Origin of the sequence: Sphingobium abikonense NBRC 16140 (assembly GCF_001598335.1) — a bacterium.
Lineage (GTDB): Bacteria > Pseudomonadota > Alphaproteobacteria > Sphingomonadales > Sphingomonadaceae > Sphingobium > Sphingobium abikonense.
Genome location: NZ_BCYT01000005.1, coordinates 119,041 through 143,055 on the forward strand (window position 1 = coordinate 119,041; position 24,015 = coordinate 143,055).

Sequence of the window (24,015 nt, forward strand, 5' to 3'; positions counted from 1 at the left end):
TTGACCGCGACAGCCCAAATCTGTTAAAGGCGCATCATGCCTGTTCGTTATGATGTGATCGTGGTCGGGGGCGGCCACGCCGGCTGTGAAGCCGCTGCTGCTGCTGCGCGCAAGGGTGCAAAGGTCGCCCTGTTGACGTTCGATCGGAACACGGTCGGCGCCATGTCCTGCAATCCAGCCATTGGCGGTCTGGGCAAGGGGCACCTTGTTCGCGAGGTGGACGCACTGGACGGTCTGATGGGGCGAGCCGCCGACGCGGCCGCCATTCACTATCGTATGCTCAATAGCAGCAAGGGCGCGGCGGTGCAGGGACCGCGGGTCCAGGCCGACCGTAGTCGCTATCGTGCCGCCATCCATGGACTGCTTGACCAGCAAGTCGGACTAACCATCGTTGAGGGCGAGGCGCATGAGCTGCTACTCGACCGTGGCCGAACCTCTGGCATCCGCCTGAGCGATGGCCAAACGCTGGAGGCACGCGCCGTTGTCCTGGCAACCGGCACATTTCTGGGTGGTAAGCTTTTCTGCGGCGACGCTCAGGATGCGGGCGGGCGGATCGGTGAAAGGGCCGCGACCCGATTGGGACAGCAGCTGCGCAAGTTGGATTTGCCGATCGCGCGGTTGAAGACGGGTACGCCGCCACGGATCGATGGCCGAACGATTGACTGGGCGCGATTGGAAACGCAGCCGTCCGATGATGGGACTTGGACGATGTCCCCTGTCACGCCGGCCCGCATCCTGCCACAACTCGCCTGCGCCATCACGCGGACGAATGATCGCACGCACCAGATCATTCGCGATGGGCTTGGGCGATCGCCTCTGTTCAGCGGCGCCATTGAGGGGCGGGGGCCGCGCTATTGCCCGTCGATCGAGGACAAGGTTCTGCGCTTCGGAGATCGCGACGGGCACCAGATATTTCTGGAACCCGAGGGGCTGGACAGCCCCTTGGTCTATCCCAATGGCATTTCGACATCCCTGCCGGAGGATGTGCAGCGTGCCATGATCCGGACGATGACCGGATTGGAGCAGGCGGAAATCGTGGTGGCGGGCTATGCCGTCGAATATGATTATGTCGACCCGCGCGCGCTGACCAGCAGTTTGGAATTGCGTGCTCTCCCCGGACTTTTCTGTGCCGGTCAGATTAACGGCACGACGGGATATGAGGAAGCGGCGGCGCAGGGGCTGGTGGCTGGCGTAAACGCTGCGGCGCATGCCTTGTCGCAGCCGTCGATGATTTTAGACCGCGCAAGTTCCTATATTGGCGTGATGATCGACGACTTGGTGTTGCAGGGCGTCACCGAACCCTATCGTATGCTTACCGCTCGGGCAGAATATCGCCTGCGCCTGCGCGCCGACAATGCGGAGACGAGGCTGGGTCCTGTAGGGCTGGAGCATGGGATCGTCGGGCCAGATCGGGCACGCCGAATGGATCAGCGAAAGCATTGGCGTTCCGAAATTGAAGCCGCTCTGTCGCGGTCGATGACGGCGACGGAGATGGCGCGGGCAGGGGCTTTCGTTCGACAGGATGGTGTGCGTCGCACCCTGTGGGAGTGGGCACGTTTTCCTGAAGTGTCGCGCAGTCTGCTCACATCTTTTGCGCCGGTGCTGGACAAGGCTCCGCAGGATGTGACCGACGAGCAGCTTGAGGATGCGCATTACGCGCCTTATCTCGAACGGCAGGAAGCCGAAGTGGCAGCCCTACGTCGGGACGAACGAGTCCATATTCCCGCTGACGTTGATTTTCGAGGCGTTGGCGGTCTGTCCAACGAAATGATTGAGCGGCTGGAAGCGGCGCGACCCGACACGCTGGCCGCTGCCGGCCGTATTCGCGGGATTACACCCGCAGCGCTGGCCGCCATTCTTGTTCACGCCCGTCGAGCCGCCGCGTGACCGAGGAATACGCCAAGGCCTGGATTGATGCTCAGTTCGATGTTTCACGTGAAACATGGGGGTGTCTCGAACGCTACGTAGCGATTCTTCTTTCAGCGATGGATGAGCAAAACCTGATTGCGCAATCCACGCGGCCCCATGTCTGGGCCAGGCATATCGTCGATTCGGCGCAGCTTCTGAGTTTAGCTAGTAACGCGACTTCGGGAACCTGGGTCGATCTTGGCGCTGGCGCAGGCCTGCCGGGCATCGTCATTGCCACGCTTTCCGATCGACCAATATTGATGATCGAAACCCGTCGGAAGCGGATCGACTTTCTGAACGACGTCATCGCCGATCTTGGGCTTCGCAACGCCCAGGTTTTCGGCGGGCGGGTCGAGGCAGCGCCTGCGATGAATGCCGCAGTGATCAGCGCGCGGGCATATGCTCCCTTGCCAAAATTGATCGGATCAGCACTCCATCTCTCCAACCCTGACAGCTTGTGGGTGCTCCCAAAAGGACGAAGCGCAAAGAATGAACTGGAGGCTGCGCGCGCATCATGGCAAGGTGTGTTCCACGTGGAACCGAGCGTGACGGATGCGGAAAGCGCCATCATCGTTGCCCGGAATGTCGCACCCGCCGGCAAGAAGAAAGGTCGTTCATGATCCGCATCGCTATCGCCAATCAAAAGGGTGGGGTCGGAAAAACGACCACGGCCATCAATCTTGCGACGGGTTTGGCTGCGACAGGGCTGCGCGTTTTGCTGGTCGATCTGGATCCTCAGGGCAATGCATCGACAGGGCTGGGGGTCGATCAAGCCGCGCGCGAACGGTCAAGCTATGATCTGCTGGTTGGCAATTGCGGTCTGGACGACAGCATCGTGACCACGCGCGTGCCCAAGCTTGACCTGGTGCCCGCAACGCAGGATCTGTCGGGGGCAGAAATTGAACTGATTGAATATGAGGAGCGCACCCATAGGCTGGAGCGCGTCTTGTCGGAAGCGCAGCCTGGACGCTGGGATATCTGCCTCATCGACTGTCCTCCCTCGCTGGGATTGCTGACCATCAACGCGATGGTGGCGGCGCAATCACTGCTCGTGCCGCTACAATGCGAATTTTTCGCGCTCGAAGGCCTGTCGCAATTGCTGCAAACGGTGGAGCGCATTCGCGGCCGCTTCAACCCCGGCCTGTCGATCATGGGCGTCGCTTTGACCATGTATGACCGTCGCAATCGGTTGACGGATCAGGTGGCGGATGACGTGCGCGCTTGTCTGGGTGATCTGGTCTTTTCCACCGTGATACCGCGCAATGTCCGGCTTTCCGAAGCGCCCAGTCATGGTGTTCCCGCGTTGATCTACGACTTTCGTTGCTCCGGGTCGGAAGCCTATATGCGCTTGGCGCGTGAGTTGATCGCGCGCCTGCCCCAGGAGGAGGTTGCCGCTTGAGCGAGGATATGACGGAAAAACCAAAATCAGCCAAGCGGCCTCAGGGTCTTGGTCGGGGCCTGTCCGCTCTGCTGGGGGACGTATCCCGCGAAGAGCCAGTCGCCTCGTCTGCGCCGCAGGTCAATGGGAAAGCGGTGCAGAGCATCGAAGTCGCGCTGATCCATCCCCATCCCGAACAACCGCGCCGTCATTTTGACGATGGCGCCCTGCAGGAATTGGCGGACAGCATCGCCAAGCGCGGTGTGATCCAGCCGATCATCGTCCGTCCCCATGGTGGCGGTTTCCAAATCATCGCCGGTGAACGACGCTGGCGCGCGTCGCAGCGGGCGCAATTGCACCGCATTCCTGCCATTGTGCGCGACTTTGACGAGCAGGAAACGCTCGAAATAGCGCTGATCGAGAATATTCAGCGGGAAGATCTCAACCCCATTGAAGAGGCGGAAGCCTATCGCAAGCTGATCGCGGAATTTCATCACAGCCAGGAAGCGCTCGGGCGCATCGTTGGCAAGTCCCGCAGTCATGTCGCCAATCTCATGCGCCTGCTTGATCTGCCACAGTCGGTACAGCAGCAGGTTGTGCATAACAAGATCAGCATGGGCCATGCGCGTGCGCTGATCGGTGCCCCCGATTGCGAGAGACTGGCGGCTCAGGTTGAAGAAAGAGGCCTGTCCGTTCGCGACACGGAGCAGCTCGTTCGCCGCGCGAAGACGGGTGGCGAGGTCCCCTCAAACCGATCGTCACAAGCTGATAATAGGGAAAAGGATCCTGACATCGCGGCTCTGGAGCAGCATCTGGCGGATATTCTCGGATTGAAGGTCGAAATCGCGCATGGGGGCGCCGCCACTGGTGGCACATTGTCGATGCGCTACTCAAACCTCGATCAGCTCGACATGCTCTGTCAGCGGCTTTCTGGCGAGCGCATCTAAGGCACGGTTTCCGGCCGCTTCAATAAGCGCCAAATGCCCGATCATGCGTCGATCGGCGCTTCGAAGTGGCTGGCTTTTTCCGATGCGATCCCTAGGTTGTGGCAATGGATATGCACGCTTCCGCCGCCACACCCCCTGTTATTCGCCGTTCCGATTATCGTGCCCCTGACTGGCTCGTGCCCGACATTGCGCTTCAGTTCGAACTGGACCCTGCGCTGACGACCGTGCGCGCGACTCTGTCTGTCACGCGCAACGACCAACATGATCGGCCACTTCGTCTGGACGGCGACGGACTGGTGCCCTTGGAGGTCCGCGTCGACGGCCGCGTGCTCGACCAGACCGAATGGCATTTGGAGGCCGGGGCGCTGATCCTCACCTTGCCAGATGACGCGCATCAGGTCGAAACGCTGGTCGAACTGGCGCCTGAGCGCAACAGCAAGCTGATGGGCCTTTATGCCAGTGGCGGATTACTCTGCACCCAATGCGAGGCGGAGGGTTTTCGCCGGATCACTTTCTTTCCGGACCGTCCCGATATCCTGTCGCGGTACAGCGTCCATATGAGCGCAAACAAAGCGCGCTTCCCGATACTTCTGGCCAATGGCGACCCGGTCGAGCAGGGGGAGGGTGACAATGGCCGGCATTGGGCCGTCTGGAACGACCCCTATCCCAAGCCCTGCTATCTCTTCGCCTTGGTGGCTGGCGACTTGGCCTGCAATGCCGACCGCTTCGTGACCATGAGCGGCCGTGAGGTGCAATTGGGCATCTGGGTGAAGGAAGCCGATCTTCCCCGCACCGCCCATGCCATGCAGGCGCTGAAAAACAGCATGGCCTGGGATGAGCGGGTCTACGGGCGTGAATATGACCTCGACGTATTTAACATTGTTGCAGTCGCGGATTTCAACTTCGGTGCGATGGAGAATAAGGGGCTTAACATCTTTAATTCGCGCTACATATTGGCCGATCCCGACACGGCGACCGACATTGATTATGACGGTGTCGAGGGGGTTGTGGCGCATGAATATTTCCACAATTGGTCGGGCAATCGCGTCACCTGCCGCGACTGGTTCCAGCTGTCATTGAAGGAAGGCTTCACCGTCTTTCGTGACCAGAATTTCTCAGCCGACATGGGCAGCCACGCGGTCAAGCGGATCGAGGATGTGCGCATCCTGCGCGCAGGCCAGTTTCCCGAGGACTCCGGGCCGCTGGCGCATCCGGTCAGGCCCGAATCCTATATGGAAATCAGCAACTTCTATACTGCGACCATCTATAACAAGGGCGCCGAGCTGATCCGTATGATCGCTTTGATGCTCGGCCCGGAGCGGTTTCGCGCCGGCTGCGACCTCTATTTTGATCGCCATGACGGACAGGCCGCGACCTGTGAGGACTTCGTTCGCGCGATGGAGGATGGCGGCGGCATCGACCTTGGCCAGTTCCGTCTTTGGTACGAGCAGGCCGGCACGCCGCGCGTGCGGGCGCTGATGGCGCATGATCCAGCCAGCGGCACGGTCGATCTAACGCTAACGCAGAACGTGTCGCCGACGCCTGGCCAACCGGAAAAACAGCCGATGGCGATCCCCCTGCGTGTCGCCTTGTTCGATCGCGCGACCGGTTCGCATCATGGCGACGAGCTCTTGATGCTGACGGTAGCGGAGCAGCGCTTCACCTTCCCGGACTTCGCTGCCGCGCCAGTGCTGTCAATCAATCGCGGTTTCTCCGCGCCGGTGATCGTCGACAGCGATCGCAGCCAGGCCGATCTCGCCTTCCTGTCGGCGCATGATGATGATCCCTTCGCCCGCTACGAAGCGATGCAGCAATTGATGGTCAATGTGCTGGTGGGACGGATCGGCGGGCAGCCTGCCGACGACGCAGCCGTGGTAGACGCCATCCGCCACACGCTGACGGACCCGATATTGGACCCTGCTTTCGTGGCGGAGGCCATCCGCTTGCCGAGTGAGGCCTATCTAGGCGACCAGATGCAAATCGTCGATCCCGATGCGATCCACGCGGCACGCGACGCGCTTCAGCACCGCGTCGGTGCAGAGCTGGAACCGCTGTGGCGCGATATCCACGCCCGTCTGCGCGCGAACAACTTTTCTTTGTCTCCGGCGGCCAAGGGCGCCAGAAAGCTGCGCAATGCCGCGCTCCATTATCTGGTGGCGTCAGGCGCTTCCGATGGCCCGGCAATCGCTTTCGATCAGTTCAGCCAGGCCGATAACATGACCGAGCGGCAAGCTGCACTGGGCACGCTGGCCAATGGCGAAAGCGCCGAGCGAATAGCGGCGCTGGATATTTTCTATAACCGCTATCGCGCCGATCCCCTCACGCTCGACAAATGGTTCCAGACCCAGGCCTTTGCCTTCCATCCCGATACCGTCAACCTGATCGAGGAATTGGGCCGGCACAAGGACTTCACCCTCACAAATCCCAATCGGGTCCGCGCGCTTTATGGCGCTTTTTCCGGCAATCAATGGGCATTTCATCACCGGTCCGGCAAAGGCTATCGCCTCGTCGCCGACTGCATCCTCGCGCTCGATCCCATCAACCCGCAGACCGCTGCGCGGCTGGTGCCGCCGCTCGGCCGCTGGAAGCGTTTCGGGCCCGACCGCGCAGGCCTTATGCAGGCGGAACTGCGTCGCATCCTCGACCAGTCGGGCCTGTCAAAGGATGTGCTGGAACAGGTGCGAAAAAGCCTGGATTAAGGGGCGACGGCGGCACAATACACGCCGCCTGTCGCTCAGTCCTTCATGGCCGCGACCCAGGCGGCAACGTCGGTCGCTACCTGATTGGCTGCGGCGTTCAGCGGCGCGCCGACATTGGCGGCGTCTATCTTGCCGCCCACCGGGGTGCTGGCGGTAAACCGCTGCCGCGCCAGCGCCACGCCACTGGGCGTCATGAGCATCGCATCATAGGTGACGACCGCGCTCTGTTGCGCTTCGTCGATGCCGAAATCGATCAGCTCTCCGGTCAGCCGCTGGCCGCCATCGCCGGAAAATTGCCCGGAATCCAGCACCACCCGATTGGTCGTTGCGGAAATGGTTTCGGCCAGCAGGCGACGGAACAAATGCCGGGGCGTGTCTGCCCATTGCACCTTGGTGACATAGGCCACCGACGTCGGGCTGGTACGCACGGGTACGCGCACCGTATCGATGGTCTTGGGCGCGTCCGGCTCGGTCACGATCAGCGTCCGGCCATTTCCAGCGACGCGCGGCGTCCCCGCCGGCACTTTATGCGCGGCATCCAGTGACAGCAGCCGTTCCGGTGGCTTCCCGCCAAAGGACACGCAGCCTGACAGCAGGAACGCCGCGGCCAGCGCCGCCGTGACGCCATGGGGTTTCGCGTGGAACATGCGCCTCATCCTTATTTTCCTCATGGCTTATAATCCGGCAATTTGGGCGACCCGACGATCGACCCGGCGCCTTGCTGGTCCAGCTTTTCCGCGACGCCGCGGAACGCCCGCGACATTTCGCGCAGGTCACGCACCAGCTGGTTGACCTCCGGCATGGTCTGGGTGCTGAAACTCTTGACGCCCGGCTGCGCCGCGCTGATCGTCTTGTCCAGCGTATCGATGCTGCGATTGGCCGACTGCACCGTCTTGCGCAGGTCCGCCATCAGCGGCTTGCCTTGGTCGTTCAGCAACGAATCGGTGGTGGCGGCGAGCTTGCCGATCTGTTCGACGGCGACGCCGGTGCGCTGAACCGCGATGCGGGCCTCTGCCAGGGTTGCGGCGATTTCGGGGCTGCGATCGGCCAACGATCCCGAAATACGCTCTACATTAGCCAATATGCCCGCGATCGACTGCTGATTCTTGTCGTCCAGCAATTCGGTCAGGCGCTCGGTCAGCGTCGACAGGCGCTCCAGCAATTGCGGCGCATTGTTGAGCAATTCGCCCAATGCGCCCGGCTTTGTCGGGATGACCGGCACGCCATCGGGGCAGGCCGCCGGAGCATTTTGCGTCGGGCACTGGATCGGCGGCGCGCCCTTCACCGCGCCGTCCAGCACGACCTCGCTGACGCCGGTAAAGCCCACGCCCTGGATGGTGGCGGTCGTGCCTTGCAGGATGGGGGTGCCGTCGCGCACGGAAATGCGCACCTTCACGAAGCTGGGATCGCGCTTCCACAACTCGATCTTTTCGACCTGACCGGACGGCACGCCGGCATAGTTGACGCCCGATCCCTTCGCCAGGCCACTGACCGACTGTTTGAAGAAGATGTCATATTCCTTGTTGTCGCCCTGCGACAGGCGCGAAAACCAGAAGGCGGCAATCATGATTGCGGCCAGCAGCAGCAGCGTGACCGTGCCGACCAGCACATGGTTGGAGCGGGTTTCCATATCCTATCGCCTTCCCTCGGGCGACGTCGACGCCGCCTTGTTCTTCTCGCGTTCCACCGCCGCCGTGGCGGCCCGGCCTCTTGGACCGTTGAAATATTCCTGGATCCACGGGTGATCCAGCGCCAGCAACTCCTCGATCGTGCCGACAGCGATCACTTTCTTGTCCGCCAACACCGCCACCCGGTCGCAAATCGAATAAAGCGTGTCGAGATCATGGGTGATGAGGAACACGGTAAGCCCCAGCGTCTGTTGCAACTTGCGTGTCTGGTCATCGAAGGCCGCCGCGCCGATGGGGTCCAAACCGGCCGTGGGTTCGTCCAGAAACAACAGGTCCGGGTCCAGCGCCAATGCACGGGCGAGGCCTGCTCGCTTTCGCATGCCACCTGACAGCTCAGCCGGATATTTTGGCCCGGCCTCGGCGGGAAGCCCGGTCATGCGGATCTTGTAGGCGGCAATCTCGTCGCGCAGCTGCGGCCCGATATTGGGGTAATATTCCCGGATCGGCACCTCGACATTTTCCGCCACGGTGAGCGTCGAAAACAGCGCGCCGCCCTGAAACAGCACGCCCCAGCGCTTGCGGACGGCCAGCGCTTCGTCATCCAGCCGGCCGACCATGGATTCGCCAAACACACACACATCGCCTGCATCGGGCATCTGCAGGCCGATGATCGACCGCATCAGCACGGATTTGCCCGTGCCGGACCCGCCCACGACGCCCAATATCTCGCCCTTGCGGACATCGAGGTCCAGTTTTTCGTGAACGACCTGATCCCCGAAACTGTTGCGCAGGCCGCGCACGCGGATCGCGACCTCATCCTGCGCAATGGCGTCATCGACGCGCCGTTCCTCGGCCTGCTGCATCTCCTCCTCGCTCATCAGTTCCACCCGATCCAGGTGAAGAAGACGGCGAAGAAGGCGTCGATCACGATGACGAGGAAAATGGCCTGAACCACGGCCGCGGTGGTGCGCAGCCCCACTTCCTCGGCATTCGCCTTGACCTGCATGCCCTGATAACAACCCGACAGAGCGATGATGATGCCGAACACCGGCGCCTTGATCAGCCCGACCCACAGATCCGTGATAGGCACGACTTCCCGCAGTCGCTGGACGAAGGTGATGGGCGGAATGTCGAGCGCCACCGCGCACAGAAAACCGCCGCCAATCACCGCGACGATGGACGCATAAAACCCGAGCAGCGGCATCATGACCACCACGGCCAGCGTGCGTGGCATTACCAGTGCCTCCATCGGCGACACGCCGATGGTGCGCATCGCGTCGATTTCCTCGGTCAGCTTCATCGTGCCGAGTTGCGCGGCGAAGGCCGAACCGGACCGGCCAGCGACCATGATCGCGGTCATCAACACGCCCAATTCGCGGAACGTCAGGCGGCCCACCAGGTTGATGGTCAACATCTCCATGCCGAACTGGCGTAGCTGCACGGACCCCTGCTGCGCGATCACGATGCCGATCAGGAAACTCATCAAGCCGATGATGCCAAGCGCCGACACGCCAACCACTTCGAACCGCTGGACGACGGCATTGACACGGAAGCGGCTGGGATGGCGGATCAGCCCCCAGGCCGCGACGAGGCTCGCGCCGAAAAATCCCAACAGACCTACAAGCGTCGTCCCGGCACTGATGACCGCGTCGCCGATCTGGCCGACGACGCGCGTAAAGGGCGATACCTTGTCGGGGCGTACGGCCATCGGTTCGTCCAGCGCGCCGACAGCCTCGACCAATCGCTGCGCATCGCCATCCGCGCCGATGATCTTGGCGTCCAGACGCTTCGCCGCGCTGTGCACCGTCCACGCGCCGATCGTGTCGATATGGTCGACCTGTGACAGGTCGATGGCATCGACCGGCCCCTGCACGCCGTCCAGGCGCGCGGGCAGATCGTGAAGGCACGCTATGGCCAGGTTTCCCGAAAGCCGTATTACCGTGCCGCCATCGCGTTGCTCTTCTGTGAGTTCGGCGGCTTTGTTCATCAGGGGGATTTAGTGGTCCATTATCGGTTGCACGGCAAGCCGAAACGGCCCATCCGCAAGTCAGAACGAAGGGCTGGGGCAAAAGTTTCGGATACGGCATGACGCATCATCTGGCGATCTACGACATGGACCGGACGGTCACGGTCACGGGCACCTATACCGGCTTCCTGATCCATGTCGCGCGCGCCATGGCGCCGTGGCGGCTGATCCTGCTGCCCTGCGTCCTGCTGCTGATGCTGGCCTATGTCGCGAAGCTCATCAGCCGCCAGCGGCTCAAGGAGCTGAACCAAGCGCTGATGGTCGGCCATAATGTCGAGCGCGCCCGGTTGATGCCGCATGTCGAAAGCTACGCTGACAAGGTGATCGCCACCAATGTGCGTCAGGGCGCGCTGGCGCAGATCGCGCAGGATCGGGCGGACGGCTACCGGCTGGTGCTCGCCACTGCCTCCTATCGCCTCTATGTCGAACCGATCGCGCGCCGGCTGGGGTTCGACGCGGTCATCGCCACCGATCATCTGAGCCAGGATCTGCGCTATGTGCGCGCCAAGATCGCCGGCGAAAATTGCTATGACACCGGCAAGCTGCGCATGATCAAGGCGTGGATGGCGGCCCAGGCGATCGACCGGGACGACGCGCATATCCGCGCCTATTCCGACCATGTGTCGGACGCGCCGATGCTGGAATTTGCCGACCGGCCCTTTGCCGCCAACCCGCACCGCCGCCTTGCTTTGCTGGCGCAGGTGCGTGGCTGGCCGCGGGTCGACTGGGACTGATCGTCAGGCGACCCGGGCCGGCAACGGCGTACCGGCGAAATGCGCGGCCAGATTGGCGCGCAGCGTTTCAAGCATCCGACCGACCGCTTCATGGGTTGCGCCGCCGGTATGCGGCGTCAGCACGATATTGGGCACATCCTTCCATCGCGCGGGATCGGTGGGTTCGGGATCGAACACGTCCAGCGCCGCGCCGCCCAGTCGTCCTGACGTCAAAGCGTCGATCAGCCCGCTTTCCTGCACCAGCTGTCCGCGCGCGACATTGATCAGCAGTCCGTCCGGCCCGATCGCGTCCATGATCCGAGTGTCAATCATGCCGCGATTGCTCTCGTCCGCGCGGCACGCGACGATCACGATATCGCTCTGCTCAGCCAAGGTCATGAGGCTGTCGAGGCGCGGCCAGCCCAGGCCCGGCTTGGCGCGTGGTCCCCACCAGCTGACCTCCATCTTCATCGCCTGCGCCCGCTCCGCAATGGCGATGCCGATCGCGCCCATGCCGATAATCCCCAGCCGCGCGCCGCCCAATGATCGCGTGCGCGTCTTGGCCTCCATCGTCCATTGACCCGCGCGCAGATGCCGATCGCCCCCGACGATCCAGCGGCGATGCGCGATCATCAGGCCGATGGCATGGTCGGCGACATCGTCGGCATTGGCGGCGCCCGCATGAGCCACCGCGATGCCGCCCGCCCGCGCCAGGTTCAGGTCCACGCCGTCATAGCCCACGGTGAAGCAGGCGATGAGGCGCAATTTCGGCATCGCATCGATCAGCGCCCGGTCGAGCGGGAACTCCCCGGCCCACACGATCGCATCAACACCTGCGAGCGAGGCCGGGTCAGGATGCTCCCACAGCGCGATCACGTCATAGTCGGCGCGCAAAACGGGCAGCAGCGGGGCGAGCAGGGGCTGCCCCACCAGCAACAAGGGTTTGGTCATGCCGGTCAGCCCACCTGCCGCAGCGCTTGGGCGAAATCGGCGATCAGGTCGTCGGCATCCTCGCAGCCGATCGAGATGCGCACCATATTGTCGCCGATCGCCAGCGCCTTCTTCCGCTCGGCCGGGACGGACAGATGGGTCATCGCCGCCGGATGGCTGGCCAGCGTTTCCGTCCCGCCCAGGCTCACCGCCAGCTTGGCGATCTTGAGCGCGTCGAGGAAGGCGAAGGCTTCGGCCTCTCCGCCTTTCAGATACAGCGAGAAGGTCGATCCCGCGCCGGTGCAATGACGCCGGTAGATATCCGCCTGTCGCTCGGTTTCGGGAAAGCCCAGATAGACGACCTTCTCCACCTGCGGCTGGTCGCGCAGCCACGCGCACACCTTGGCGGCATTCTCGCCCGCCCGGCTCATCCGCAATTCCAGCGTTTCCAGGCTACGCAGCAGCATCCAGGCACTGTGCGGGTCCAATATGGTGCCGATGGTATTGCGCATCAGGCGGATGGTGTTGATCAGCGCATTGCTGCCCAGCACTCCGCCCGCGACCAGATCGCTATGCCCGCCGGCATATTTGGTGAGGCTGTAGATCACCAGGTCCGCGCCATGGGCGATTGGCTTGTGCCACAAGGGGCCAAGAAAGGTGTTGTCGATGGCGATCGGCGGCACATGGTCCGCCCCGGCGAAAATGGAGTCGCGCCGCGCAACTACCGCTTCCAGGTCGACCAGCACATTGGTCGGGTTGGCCGGACTTTCCAGATAAATCATCGCGACGCGGCCCATGTCCTTGGCCTTCTCGACCACCGCGCCAATCTCGTCGGCGGTCGCACCGGCGGGGAAGTCGACCCACTGCACGCCAAACTTGCCCAAAATCCGCCCGATCAGCGACTCAGTCGCGGCATAGAGCGGCGCTGAATGGACAATCACGTCACCCGGCTGCACCAGCGCAAGCAATGTGGTGGCGATCGCCGACATGCCGCTGGAAAAGAGCAAAGCGTCCTCCGCTTCTTCCCACACCGATAGCCGGTCCTCGCAAATTTCCTGATTGGGGCCGTTGAACCGCGAATAGACCAGCCCCTCCGCGCCTCCGGGCCGGATGCCGGTCACGCCCTCGAAATGCCGCTTGCCCGCCGCCGCGCTTTCGAAGGCGAAAGTGGAGGTGAGGAAGATCGGCGGCTTCAACGAACCTTCCGACAAGGTCGGGTCATAGCCATGGCCCATCATCAACGTCGCGGGCTTGAGCATGCGGCCGTCGATTTCCAGGATCGACGCTTTGGGGCGACGGCGATTGCCGGAGGCTTCGACGCCGGTCAGGTCGGCTTCGGTGACGGGGGGCGGGGTCTTGCCGGTCATGATCATGTCTCCTGCTGTCGCGGCGTCTCGGGCGCCGCTGATAATGGAGACGAGTGTAACGCAGGAGCCGGGGCGGGGGCCAGAGGGCAGAGACATAATATTTCGCTGCCAAGCATGTTAATTGCCAAGCCGGCCGGGTGGGACGAGAGGGTGACGCAGGGCCTGGACGCCCCTACATTCGCCTTGATGTCCGTCACCCTTCCCCCGATCATCACCGACTGGTTCGATATGCGTGGCTGGCGCGTGCGCCGGCATCAGATGGAAATGCTGGCGGCCGCACAGCAGGGCGATCATGCGCTGCTGGTGGCGCCCACCGGGGCAGGCAAGACGCTGGCAGGCTTCCTGCCGACGCTGGCTGACCTGATCGAACACCCGGTACAGGGGCTTCACACCCTCTATGTCTCGCCGCTGAAAGCGCTGGCCGTCGACGTCCGCCGCAATCTGCTGACGCCGATCGAGGAGATGGGTCTGCCGATCCAGGTGGAAACCCGCACCGGCGACACGCCCTCCGATCGAAAAGCGCGGCAGCGCGCCCGCCCGCCGCATATCCTGCTGACCACGCCCGAATCGCTCTCCCTGTTGCTCAGCTATCCCGACGCGCATCTGCTGTTCGCCCATCTGCGCACGGTGATCGTCGATGAAGTCCATGCCTTTGCCACGCAAAAGCGCGGGGACCTCCTCAACCTGTCGATGGCGCGGCTTCAGACGATCAATCCCGGTCTGCGCCGCGTCGCCCTGTCCGCGACGGTGGCCGATGTCGACGCCTATCGCGCCTGGCTCGCGCCCGATGGCGATATCGGCGCGGTCACGCCCGTGCTGGGAGAGGAGGGGGCGGACCCCCATGTCGCCATCCTCATCCCGGAAGGGCGCGTACCCTGGTCTGGCCATTCGGGCCGCTACGCCGCCGCGCAGGTCATGGCGGAAATCCAGTCGCGCGGCACGACGCTGGTCTTTTGCAACACCCGCGGCCTTGCCGAACTTATTTTTCAGGACCTCTGGTCAGTCAATGACGCCAATCTGCCGATCGGCATCCACCATGGCAGCCTGTCGATCGAAGCGCGGCGAAAGGTGGAAAGCGCGATGGCGGCGGGCAAGCTGCGCGCATTGGTTGCGACCGCCTCGCTCGACCTCGGAGTCGACTGGGGCAATGTCGATTGCGTCATCCAGATGGGCGCGCCCAAGGGCAGCTCGCGCCTGCTTCAACGCATCGGCCGCGCCAATCACCGGCTCGACATGGCGTCGGAGGCGATCCTCATCCCCGGCAACCGCTTTGAATATCTGGAGGCGCGCGCCGCCTTGGATGCGGTGGAGGCGGGCGAACGCGACGCCGATGATTTCCGTTCCGGTAGCCTGGACGTGCTGGCCCAGCATGTCATGGGGCTTGCCTGTGCCGGGCCGTTCCGCGCGGAAGATGTGCTCAAGGAAGTGCAATCCGCCACCCCCTATAGCGCCTTGACCGCCGAGGCGTTCGATCATGTCCTCCACTTCATCGAAGGCGGGGGATACGCCCTGCGCGCTTATGACCGGTTCAAGCGGCTGACCAGAGAGCAGGACGGAACCTGGCGCGTATCCCATCCGCGCTTCATCCAGCAGCACCGCCTGAACGCAGGCATCATCGTCGATCAGCCCGCGCTCGCGGTGCGCTTCGCCAATGGGCGCAAGCTCGGCACGGTGGAGGAGGGCTTTGCCGCGCAATTACGCCCCGGCGACAGTTTCTTCTTTTCCGGCATGGCGCTGGAGGTGGTGCGGATGGATACGAGCGATCTGACCGTGCGCGCTACGTCGAAGCAGGCGCGCGTGCCCAGTTGGGGCGGATCGCGCATGGCCATGTCCACGCGCCTGGCCGACCGGGTGCGCCATTTCCTGGCCGAGCCGCAGGAATGGCCCCGCTTTCCGCAGGACGTGCGCGAATGGCTGGAAATGCAGCAAGCGCGCTCCGCCTTGCCGCAGCCGGGGCAATTGCTCATCGAAACCTTCCCGCATGAAGGGCGGCATTATCTGGTCTGCTACAGTTTCGAAGGCTGGAATGCGCACCAGTCGCTTGGCATGTTGCTCACGCGCCGGATGGACGCGCAGGGGCTGATGCCGCTGGGCTTCGTCGCCAATGACTATGCGCTTGCGGTCTATGGCCTCAAGCCCATTACCGACCCTAAGAGCCTGTTTTCTGCTGACATATTGGATCATGAATTTATCGACTGGGTCGAACAGTCGAGCTTGCTCAAGCGCGCTTTCCGCGATGTCGCGGTCATTTCCGGCCTCATCGAACGGCAGCATCCGGGCAAGCGCAAGACCGGGCGACAAGTCACCTTCTCCACCGACCTCATCTATGATGTGCTGCGCAAATATCAGCCCGATCATCTGCTCATAAAGGCGGCCTGGGCCGACGCGCGCGCGCGCATGACAGACGTCGGGCGTCTGGGCGACCTGATCGACCGCGCGGCCACCACGATGCTGCATATCACGCTGGATCGCGTCAGCCCTCTCGCCGTGCCCGTGCTGATCCTGATCGGGCGCGAGCAGGTGGCGCAGCAGGCGGCCGAGGACGCGCTGCTGATGGAGGCCGAGGCGCTGGTCAACGAAGCGATGCGCGCCGACTAAGTCCGCTATTACAAGCCGTTGATCGCCGCAAAGGGATCATCGCTCGCATCCTGGTTCCAGCGATATTCCGCCCGGTCGGCGACCCATTGCGCCAGCACCTTGCCATAAAGTTTGGCGATCAGGGCCAGCGCCATGTCGGTGCCGGCGGACACGCCCGATGATGTGATGAAGCGACCATCCTCGACCCAGCGTGCATGGGGCACCCAATGCACCTCCTTGCCCTGCGCGGTCGCCCATTGCCACGCCATCTTGTTGCTGGTCGCGCGCACACCGTTCAGCAGCCCGGCCTTCGCCAGCAGACCAGAGCCGGTGCAGATGCTTGCCACCTGCGGCGTCGCCTCCGCCAATTGTGTCATCGCGCTCAGAAACGCGGGATTGTTGACCTCCCGCCGCGTGCCCGATCCGCCGGGCACCATCACGATGTCCAGCTTGGGCGCGTCGGCAAAGCTCACATCGGCAACGGTCTTGGGGCCAGTCCGGCTCGCCACCGGTCCAGCCTTCTCGGCGATCAGCACCGTGTCGACGCGGTCATTGATCATGCCGAACATTTCCAGCGGGCCGAACACATCGAGCAGCTCAAACCCCTCGAACACCACCATGCCCAGCGTCTTGCGCGGCCCTTCCGGCGGGACGGGCGGCGTGCCCGTCACGGGCGGGGCGGCGGTAGATACGGTGGGCGCGGCGGCCATCAGCGCGGACCCGATGAGCAGGTCGCGGCGCGACGAAGTGATGGGAGGCATGGGCATGATGGCATTTCCTTTTCCTTCCTCAAACGATTGGCGGATCAGAAACCCCGATCCTCTTCGCGAATGCCCCCGCATCCTTTCAGGATGCCTTGCGCAAAGGCGATCTGCACCTGGTCGGACCAGAGCGCGTTGCTCATCCCGTCGCTGCACGGACCCTCGCTGATCGCCATGGTGAAGCCGTCGCCCAGATAACGCAGCGACGTGCCGTCCCTGTCCTCCCGCACGCCGTAACGCAGGGCTGGCGCATCGGGCCGCTCCAGTATCGCGGTCGCCCCCCGGATGGTGACGGCCCAAAAGGGTTCGGTGCCGATGGCGCGATAGTCGGGTGGAGCCGGACTGGACGGCGATGTTCCACGTGAAACCAAAGGCTTGGCCGGTTGCGCAACCGCCGTCGATCTGTCGCCATCGGTGTCGGACTTCGCAGGTTCGGGAGCGACCGGTGCGCGCACCGCGTCCGCCTTCCGCTCGATTCCAGCAGCATTCACCACCGTCTTCGGCTCGTCCCCGCATCCGACTGGCAGTGCCAGCAGCATCAGGGCCGCCAGCCTCATCCCACCACCGCTTCGCGGCGGAAGCACTCGGCCGCATGGTCATTCACCAGACCCGTAGCCTGCATCCAGGCATAGACGATCGTCGGGCCGACAAATTTGAAGCCGCGCTGCTTCAAATCCTTGGAGATGCTTTCCGATAGAGCGGTCTTGGCCGGGAATGTCCGCCCGTCATTGCGGATCGGTCGCCCATTTACGAAAGCCCAGGCATAGGCCGCAAAATTCTCACCTTGGTCGCGCATCGCGCAATAGACGCGCGCGCCCGCGATTGTCGCTTCTATCTTCGCGCGCGCCCGCACGATGCCGGGATCGCCCATCAGCCGCTCGACATCCGCAGGCCCGAACGCCGCCACCCGGTCCGGGTCGAAACCGGCAAAGGCGGCGCGAAACGCGTCCCGCTTGCGCAAAATGGTGATCCAGGACAGGCCCGCCTGAAACCCCTCCAGCATCAGCATTTCCCACAGCATGCGCGAATCGCGCTGCGGGACGCCCCATTCGTCATCATGATAGGCGCGATAGAGCGGATCGGCGCCACACCAGCCGCACCGAACCGGCTCCACCTCAGACGTCCAGATTGGCGACGTTCAGCGCATTGTCCTGGATGAACTCGCGCCGCGATTCGACGACATCGCCCATCAGCTGGCTGAAAATCTCGTCCGCCACGTCCGCCTGCTCCACCTCGACGCGCAGCATCGAGCGATTGTCGGGGTCCAGCGTGGTTTCCCACAGCTGTTCCGCGTTCATTTCGCCCAGCCCTTTATAGCGCTGGATCGACAATCCCTTGCGCCCGGCGGCCAATATCGCCTCCAGCAAGTCGCTGGGGCTGGTGATGGTCGCGCCCTTGGCGGGGGTGGCGGGCAGATCATCCTCGCCCGCATCTTCTGCCGCCTGCGCCGCCTTGGCCGTCACCAGCCGCCCGGCGCTTTGGTAACTGGCCGCTTCCTCGCTGGCGATGGCGTGCAGCTTGCGCGCCTCGGCCGATCCGATGAAGCCGCCTTCGATCATGTGATGATCGGTGACGCCGCGCCACAGCCGCTCGAAGTGGAAACCGCCTTCCTGCGCGATGCGGCCCGACCAGCGCCCTTCGGCATCATGGGCGCCCAGCCAGGTCACGGTCGCGGCCAGCCGTTCGGCTTGGCCGTCCTTCGACAGTTCGGGATCGAGCGCGCCATTAAGGCTCAGCGCCTCTATGATCTGCGGATTATAGCGGCGCGGCACATAGCGCATCACGGCCCGCATCCGCCGCCCATGCTCGATAAGACCGCGCAGATCATCGCCCCCACGCGCGCCGCCATTGGTTTCCAGCACCATCGTGTCGACGCCATTGTCGACCAGATATTGCTCCAGCGCGGCCTCATTCTTGAGATAGACCTCCGACCGGCCCCGGCTCGCCTTGTAGAGCGGCGGCTGCGCGATATAGAGATGCCCCGCCTCGATGATCTGCGGCATCTGCCGATAGAAGAAGGTCAGCAGCAGCGTGCGGATATGCGCGCCGTCGACGTCGGCGTCGGTCATGATGACGATCTTGTGATAACGCAGCTTATCGAGGTTGAAGTCGTCGCGGATGCCGGTGCCCATCGCCTGGATGAGCGTGCCCACTTCCTTGGACGACAGCATTCGGTCGAAGCGCGCGCGCTCGACGTTCAATATCTTGCCCTTCAACGGCAGGATCGCCTGATTATGCCGGTTGCGCCCCTGCTTGGCGGAGCCGCCCGCGGAGTCGCCCTCGACCAGAAACAGTTCGGACTTGGCGGGGTCACGCTCCTGACAGTCGGCCAGCTTGCCGGGCAGCGAGGCAATGTCCATCGCCCCCTTGCGCCGGGTCAGCTCGCGCGCCTTCTTCGCCGCTTCGCGCGCGGCGGCGGCGTCGATCACCTTCTGCACGATCATCTTGCCGTGCGCGGGATTTTCTTCCAGCCATTCGGCCATCTTGTCCGCCATCAGGCTTTCCAGGGGCTGGCGCACCTCGGAACTGACCAGCTTGTCCTTGGTCTGGCTGCTGAATTTGGGATCTGGCAGCTTCACCGACACGATCGCGGTCAGCCCTTCGCGCATATCCTCGCCGGTGAGAGAAACCTTCTCTTTCTTGAGCGCACCCGATTTTTCCGCATAGCTGTTGAGCGTGCGGGTCAGCGCCGCGCGGAATGCGGCCAGATGCGTGCCGCCGTCGCGCTGCGGAATGTTGTTCGTGAAACACAGCACATTTTCATAATAGCTGTCATTCCATTCCAGCGCGACGTCGATGGTCACGTCGTCCCGCGTGCCCGCGATCGCGATCGGATCGGGCATCAGCGCATTCTTGTTGCGATCCAGATATTTGACGAAGGCGGCGATCCCGCCCTCATAGAACAGCTCGACCTCCTTCTTCTCCTCATGCCGGGCATCGACCAGGAACAGGCGCACGCCGCTGTTGAGGAAGGCCAGCTCGCGATAGCGATGCTCCAGCTTGTCGAAGTCATAGTCGGTCTGGTTCTTGAACGTGCCGCCGTCGCCCGGCGTCTTCTCGGTCGACGCCAGGAAAGTGACGCGCGTGCCCTTCTTCCCTTCTGGCGCATCGCCGATCACCTTCAGCGGCGCGGTCGCGTCGCCATAGGCGAAGCGCATATAATGTTCCTTGCCGTCCCGCCAGATATTGAGGTCCAGCCATTCGGACAGGGCGTTGACCACCGATACGCCCACGCCATGCAGGCCGCCCGACACCTTGTAGGCATTGTCGTCCGACGTATTCTCGAACTTCCCGCCCGCATGCAGCTGGGTCATGATGACCTCGGCCGCCGACACGCCCTCTTCCTTGTGGATGCCGGTCGGAATGCCGCGGCCATTATCCTCGACGCTGACCGACCCATCGGGGTTGAGCGTGATGACGATTCGGTCGCAATGCCCGGCCAGCGCCTCGTCGATCGCATTGTCGCTGACCTCGAACACCATATGGTGCAGGCCGCTGCCATCGTCGGTGTCGCCAATATACATGCCGGGCCGCTTGCGCACGGCGTCCAGGCCCTTCAGCACCTTGATGCTGTCGGCGCCATAATCATTCTTGTTGCTGGAAATCTGGGGTTCTTCGCTCATGCCAAGCCTATAGGGAATGCGCCTGTGAAACTAAAGCGAAACATGGCGTCTTTCCCCCGCGTCCCGCCCGGTCTATCACGCTTTCCATGCGCATTGTCCCTGCCCTGACGCTGGTGCTCGCCGCCTGTTCGCAAAGCAACGACGTCTATGAGCAGCTGCCCGACAGCTCGCTTGCCGGCGCGCCGCGGGATGTCGTGCCCGACAGCCGGATCGAATCCACGCTGGCGCGACCGGTGACGATCGGGGAGGATGGCCCGCGCCTCGACGCTTGCGGCGTAATGGGGCAGGTGACGCGCGCGGGCGGCAACGGCCTGCCCCTGCGCGCCGCCCCCTTCGCCGAAGCGAAGAGCCTCGCGACCCTGGAGGAGGGCACGCGGCTGCATGTCTGCACGCGCAGCATCGACCAGAAATGGCTGGGCGTCGTCGTGCGTCCGGCTCCGGCGGACGGAGACGGCGCTCCGGCCGTCGATTGCGGCGTATCCTCTCCGGTGGACCGCAAACAGGCCTATGAAGGGCCATGCGCCAGCGGCTGGGTTGCCAGCGCCTATGTCCGGCTGATCGCGGGATAGCTGCGCGCCGGGCGCGGCCGCCCTTCGCCCAAAAGAGCCAGCACATGGCTTGTCCCGCCCCCCGCGCCTCGGCTAGAGCCGGGGCAACGCTTTTACGGAGACCCTTGTGGCCTACGCGCTTTATCAGATCATCGTCATCCTGCTCGACGTGCTGTGGTGGATCATCATCATTCAGGCGATCATGAGCTGGCTGATCGCCTTCAACGTCGTCAACATGGGCAACGACTTCGTGCGCACCGTCATGGTCGCGCTGGACCGGATGACCGCGCCCATCTACAATCCCATTCGCCGGGTGATGCCGGACTTGGGCGCGCTTGACCTGTCGCCGATGGTCGTGCTGCTTGCCATCCTCATCATCCGCCAGGCCATATTGCCGCCGCTCTTCGGCTTCGTGTGACCGCCTGGAGCCGGTCGGGCGCGGATCTGCTGCTGGCGGTCCGCCTGACGCCCGGATCGGCCCGCCAGGACATTGGCGGCGTCTGGCGCGACGACAGGGGCGCCTTGTGGCTTACCGCGCGGGTGCGCGCCGCGCCGGAAAAGGGCCGCGCCAATGCCGCGCTCATCGCCCAGCTGGCCCAGGCGCTGGATTGGCCGAAAAGCGCGATTATGCTGGAATCGGGTGATGGCAACCGGCTAAAGCGGCTGCGGATCATCGGCGGCGGCGGGGCGCAGGACCGGCTTGTCGCCTGCATCGAACAGTGGATGGAACAGATATGAGCATCGGCAAGATCATCGATGGCAAGGCATTCGCCGCGGGTCTGCGCGAACGGATCGCGCAGGCGGTGCCGACTTTCGTCGAGCAGGCCGGACGCAAGCCGGGCCTTGCGGTGGTGCTGGTGGGGGAGGACCCCGCCAGCAGCGTCTATGTCCGCTCCAAGGGCAAGATGACGGTCGCGGTCGGCATGGACAGTTTCGAATTCAAGCGGCCAGCGACGATCGGCCAGGACGATTTGCTCGACCTGATCGATGAACTCAACCAGGACGATCGGGTCGACGGCATCCTCGTCCAGCTGCCGCTGCCCGACCATATCGACGAAGCCGCCGTGATCGCCGCCATTGATCCGGCCAAGGATGTCGACGGGTTCCACGTCGTCAATGCCGGCCGGCTCGCCACGGGGCAGGAGGCGCTGGTTCCCTGCACGCCGATGGGCTGCATCATGCTGCTGAAGGACGAACTGGGCGACCTCAGCGGCAAGGAAGCGGTGGTGATCGGCCGCTCCAACATCGTGGGCAAGCCGATGGCGCAATTGCTGCTCGCCGAAAATGCGACCGTCACCATCGCCCACAGCCGGACCCATGACCTGGCCAGCGTCGTCCACCGCGCCGACATCGTGGTCGCGGCCGTCGGCCGCCCGGAAATGGTCAAGGGCGAATGGATCAAGCCCGGCGCGACCGTGATCGACGTCGGCATCAACCGCGTCCCCGATGACGAGGGCACGGGAAAAAGCCGCATCGTGGGGGATGTCGCCACGGCCGAAGCGCTGGCCCATGTAGGCGCGATCACCCCCGTTCCCGGCGGTGTCGGGCCGATGACCATCGCGGTCCTGCTGCGCAACACGCTGGTCGCCGCCCACGCCCGCGCTGGCCTCACGAAGCCGGACGGCCTGTGAGCGCGCGGCTGGTCCTGCTGGCGATCGGTGCTGCCGCCCTGGTCGCGGCGCGCCCGCCGATGCGCTATCAGCCCGATCCCAGCTCGGTGATCGCCGCCGAAATCGCCTTCAACCGGCTGGCGCAGGACAAGGGGCAATGGACCGCCTTTCGCGAAACCGCCGCCGACGATGCCGTGATGTTCGTGCCCGACAAGGTGCTGGCGAAGGACTGGCTCAGGAAACAGCCGGACCCGCCGACATCGGTCAACTGGTCGCCCTCCATCGTCTATGTCTCGTGCGACGGGCGGCTCGCGGCCAGCACCGGCAACTGGAAGCGCCCGGACGGATCGGTCGGCTATTTCACCACCATCTGGCGGCGCGACAAGAAAGGGCGCTGGCAGTGGGTCCTGGATCATGGCGATACGCTCGCCAGCCCACGCCCCGCATCCGATATCCTGTCGGGCAAGGTCGCCACCTGCAAGCGCCCTGCCCGGCCCGACGGCCCACCCGCCAAGGACGGCAAGGACGCCCCGCCCGTCGATGACAGCCTGCTCTGGACCGCCGAGGTCGCCCCCGACAAGAGCCGCCGCGTCACCGTCCGCATGTGGACGGGCGCGGCCTATGAAACCGTCATCGACGATAGCGTAAAGGCCGGATCATGATCGCCCTGTTCCTGTCCGCCTTCGTCACCTTGTTCGTGGTGATCGACCCGCCGGGCTGCGCGCCCATCTATGCCAGCCTCACCAACGGCGCCAGCGCGGCGCAGCGCCGGGCGATGGCGGTGCGCGCGGTCGGCATCGCCGCCGCGATCCTGCTGGTCTTCGCCTTGTGGGGCAAGCAACTGCTCGGCATGCTGGGGATCGAACTGGACAGTTTCCGCATTGCCGGCGGCATCATGCTCTTCATCATCGCGATGGACATGGTGTTCGAAAAACGCACCCAGCGCCGCGAGGACAGGGCGCAGAAGATCGCCGACACGCCCGAGGTGGAGGATGTCTCCGTCTTCCCCATGGCCATGCCGATGATCGCCGGGCCGGGGTCGATCGCGACGGTGATGCTGCTGATGTCCCGCACCGATGGCCTCGTCGAACGCATGGTCGTGCTGGGCGCGGTGGTCGTGACGTTGCTGCTGATGCTTGGCGCGCTGATCGCGGCAGGCCCGCTGATGGCGCTCCTGGGGCACAAGATCGAAGCGGTCATCACCCGGCTGCTGGGCGTGCTGCTGGCGGCGCTGGCCGCGCAATTCGTGATCGACGGGTTGAAAGCCAGCTTCTGACCGCCGCGCTCGATCGCTGAATTG

At 63.8% G+C, this 24,015-nt stretch carries 23 protein-coding genes; 13 read left to right on the forward strand and 10 right to left on the reverse strand.

What is annotated here, in order from left to right; translation table 11 throughout:
* Window positions 1–36 precede the first annotated feature (36 nt).
* The 5 genes from mnmG to pepN all read left to right on the forward strand — a co-directional run bounded on the left by mnmG (window position 37) and on the right by pepN (window position 6,932).
* Window positions 37–1,887: a tRNA uridine-5-carboxymethylaminomethyl(34) synthesis enzyme MnmG gene (mnmG, locus tag SAB01S_RS07670; RefSeq protein WP_062732475.1), complete on the forward strand. Its 1,851-nt coding sequence runs from the start codon at window positions 37–39 to the stop codon at window positions 1,885–1,887.
* A complete protein-coding gene (gene rsmG, locus SAB01S_RS07675; protein WP_062732476.1) occupies window positions 1,884–2,528 on the forward strand; it encodes a 16S rRNA (guanine(527)-N(7))-methyltransferase RsmG in 645 nt (214 codons plus the stop codon). The genes mnmG and rsmG overlap by 4 nt, the downstream gene beginning before the upstream one ends.
* Entirely contained in the window at window positions 2,525–3,307 is a 783-nt protein-coding gene (locus SAB01S_RS07680) for a ParA family protein (RefSeq protein ID WP_062732477.1), read from the forward strand. The genes rsmG and SAB01S_RS07680 overlap by 4 nt, the downstream gene beginning before the upstream one ends.
* Window positions 3,308–3,315: 8 nt before the next feature.
* Window positions 3,316–4,233: a ParB/RepB/Spo0J family partition protein gene (locus SAB01S_RS07685; RefSeq protein ID WP_439646660.1), complete on the forward strand. Its 918-nt coding sequence runs from the start codon at window positions 3,316–3,318 to the stop codon at window positions 4,231–4,233.
* A 104-nt stretch (window positions 4,234–4,337) separates the two neighbouring features.
* The gene (gene pepN / locus SAB01S_RS07690) at window positions 4,338–6,932 is read left to right on the forward strand and encodes an aminopeptidase N (RefSeq protein ID WP_062732479.1); all 2,595 of its coding nucleotides are present in this window, start codon (window positions 4,338–4,340) and stop codon (window positions 6,930–6,932) included.
* 35 nt (window positions 6,933–6,967) lie between these two features.
* Here the strand turns inward: pepN and SAB01S_RS07695 are convergent, their stop codons facing one another.
* Genes SAB01S_RS07695 through SAB01S_RS07710 form a run of 4 tightly spaced genes read right to left on the reverse strand, consistent with a single transcriptional unit; the run spans window position 6,968 to window position 10,547 of the window.
* Entirely contained in the window at window positions 6,968–7,579 is a 612-nt protein-coding gene (locus tag SAB01S_RS07695) for an ABC-type transport auxiliary lipoprotein family protein (protein ID WP_021226674.1), read from the reverse strand.
* 20 nt (window positions 7,580–7,599) lie between these two features.
* Complete coding sequence (locus tag SAB01S_RS07700; RefSeq protein WP_062732480.1) at window positions 7,600–8,562, reverse strand: MlaD family protein; 963 nt, start codon at window positions 8,560–8,562, stop codon at window positions 7,600–7,602.
* Window positions 8,563–8,565: 3 nt separating this feature from the next.
* A complete protein-coding gene (locus SAB01S_RS07705) occupies window positions 8,566–9,423 on the reverse strand; it encodes an ABC transporter ATP-binding protein (RefSeq protein WP_370169708.1) in 858 nt (285 codons plus the stop codon).
* 14 nt (window positions 9,424–9,437) lie between these two features.
* Window positions 9,438–10,547 carry an ABC transporter permease gene (locus tag SAB01S_RS07710; protein WP_062732482.1) on the reverse strand — a complete coding sequence of 370 codons (1,110 nt, stop codon included), beginning with the start codon at window positions 10,545–10,547 and terminating at the stop codon, window positions 9,438–9,440.
* A 98-nt stretch (window positions 10,548–10,645) separates the two neighbouring features.
* Between SAB01S_RS07710 and SAB01S_RS07715 the strand changes: the two genes are divergently transcribed.
* Window positions 10,646–11,320, forward strand: coding sequence for an HAD family hydrolase (locus SAB01S_RS07715; RefSeq protein WP_062732483.1), 675 nt, complete (start codon window positions 10,646–10,648; stop codon window positions 11,318–11,320).
* Window positions 11,321–11,323: 3 nt separating this feature from the next.
* Here the strand turns inward: SAB01S_RS07715 and SAB01S_RS07720 are convergent, their stop codons facing one another.
* Window positions 11,324–12,250 (reverse strand): NAD(P)-dependent oxidoreductase, encoded by a 927-nt coding sequence (locus tag SAB01S_RS07720; RefSeq protein ID WP_062732484.1) that lies wholly within the window; start codon window positions 12,248–12,250, stop codon window positions 11,324–11,326.
* A gap of 5 nt (window positions 12,251–12,255) precedes the next feature.
* Window positions 12,256–13,596 (reverse strand): cystathionine gamma-synthase family protein, encoded by a 1,341-nt coding sequence (locus tag SAB01S_RS07725; protein WP_062732646.1) that lies wholly within the window; start codon window positions 13,594–13,596, stop codon window positions 12,256–12,258.
* Between the two features lie 186 nt (window positions 13,597–13,782).
* Between SAB01S_RS07725 and SAB01S_RS07730 the strand changes: the two genes are divergently transcribed.
* Window positions 13,783–16,194 carry a ligase-associated DNA damage response DEXH box helicase gene (locus tag SAB01S_RS07730; RefSeq protein ID WP_062732647.1) on the forward strand — a complete coding sequence of 804 codons (2,412 nt, stop codon included), beginning with the start codon at window positions 13,783–13,785 and terminating at the stop codon, window positions 16,192–16,194.
* A gap of 8 nt (window positions 16,195–16,202) precedes the next feature.
* Here the strand turns inward: SAB01S_RS07730 and SAB01S_RS07735 are convergent, their stop codons facing one another.
* The 4 genes from SAB01S_RS07735 to gyrB are packed head-to-tail and all read right to left on the reverse strand — an operon-like array spanning window position 16,203 to window position 20,557.
* On the reverse strand, window positions 16,203–16,940 hold the full coding sequence (locus SAB01S_RS07735; RefSeq protein WP_245646425.1) for a DJ-1/PfpI family protein: 738 nt from the start codon (window positions 16,938–16,940) through the stop codon (window positions 16,203–16,205).
* A gap of 38 nt (window positions 16,941–16,978) precedes the next feature.
* Window positions 16,979–17,491, reverse strand: coding sequence for a hypothetical protein (locus tag SAB01S_RS07740; protein WP_062732486.1), 513 nt, complete (start codon window positions 17,489–17,491; stop codon window positions 16,979–16,981).
* Complete coding sequence (locus SAB01S_RS07745; RefSeq protein ID WP_083951217.1) at window positions 17,488–18,048, reverse strand: DNA-3-methyladenine glycosylase I; 561 nt, start codon at window positions 18,046–18,048, stop codon at window positions 17,488–17,490. The genes SAB01S_RS07740 and SAB01S_RS07745 overlap by 4 nt, the downstream gene beginning before the upstream one ends.
* Before the next feature lies 1 nt (window position 18,049).
* Window positions 18,050–20,557 (reverse strand): DNA topoisomerase (ATP-hydrolyzing) subunit B, encoded by a 2,508-nt coding sequence (gyrB, locus tag SAB01S_RS07750; protein WP_062732488.1) that lies wholly within the window; start codon window positions 20,555–20,557, stop codon window positions 18,050–18,052.
* Between the two features lie 86 nt (window positions 20,558–20,643).
* Between gyrB and SAB01S_RS07755 the strand changes: the two genes are divergently transcribed.
* From SAB01S_RS07755 to SAB01S_RS07780, 6 genes are all read left to right on the forward strand, one after another.
* Window positions 20,644–21,126 (forward strand): hypothetical protein, encoded by a 483-nt coding sequence (locus SAB01S_RS07755; RefSeq protein ID WP_062732489.1) that lies wholly within the window; start codon window positions 20,644–20,646, stop codon window positions 21,124–21,126.
* Between the two features lie 106 nt (window positions 21,127–21,232).
* Window positions 21,233–21,523: a YggT family protein gene (locus tag SAB01S_RS07760; RefSeq protein ID WP_009823262.1), complete on the forward strand. Its 291-nt coding sequence runs from the start codon at window positions 21,233–21,235 to the stop codon at window positions 21,521–21,523.
* Complete coding sequence (locus SAB01S_RS07765; RefSeq protein WP_062732490.1) at window positions 21,520–21,843, forward strand: DUF167 domain-containing protein; 324 nt, start codon at window positions 21,520–21,522, stop codon at window positions 21,841–21,843. The genes SAB01S_RS07760 and SAB01S_RS07765 overlap by 4 nt, the downstream gene beginning before the upstream one ends.
* Window positions 21,840–22,736, forward strand: coding sequence for a bifunctional methylenetetrahydrofolate dehydrogenase/methenyltetrahydrofolate cyclohydrolase FolD (gene folD / locus SAB01S_RS07770; RefSeq protein WP_062732491.1), 897 nt, complete (start codon window positions 21,840–21,842; stop codon window positions 22,734–22,736). Before SAB01S_RS07765 ends, folD begins: the two co-directional genes overlap by 4 nt.
* Window positions 22,733–23,377, forward strand: a complete 645-nt coding sequence (locus tag SAB01S_RS07775; RefSeq protein ID WP_062732492.1) for a YybH family protein — start codon at window positions 22,733–22,735, stop codon at window positions 23,375–23,377. Before folD ends, SAB01S_RS07775 begins: the two co-directional genes overlap by 4 nt.
* Entirely contained in the window at window positions 23,374–23,991 is a 618-nt protein-coding gene (locus SAB01S_RS07780) for a MarC family protein (protein ID WP_062732493.1), read from the forward strand. The genes SAB01S_RS07775 and SAB01S_RS07780 overlap by 4 nt, the downstream gene beginning before the upstream one ends.
* The last annotated feature ends 24 nt before the right edge of the window (window positions 23,992–24,015 follow it).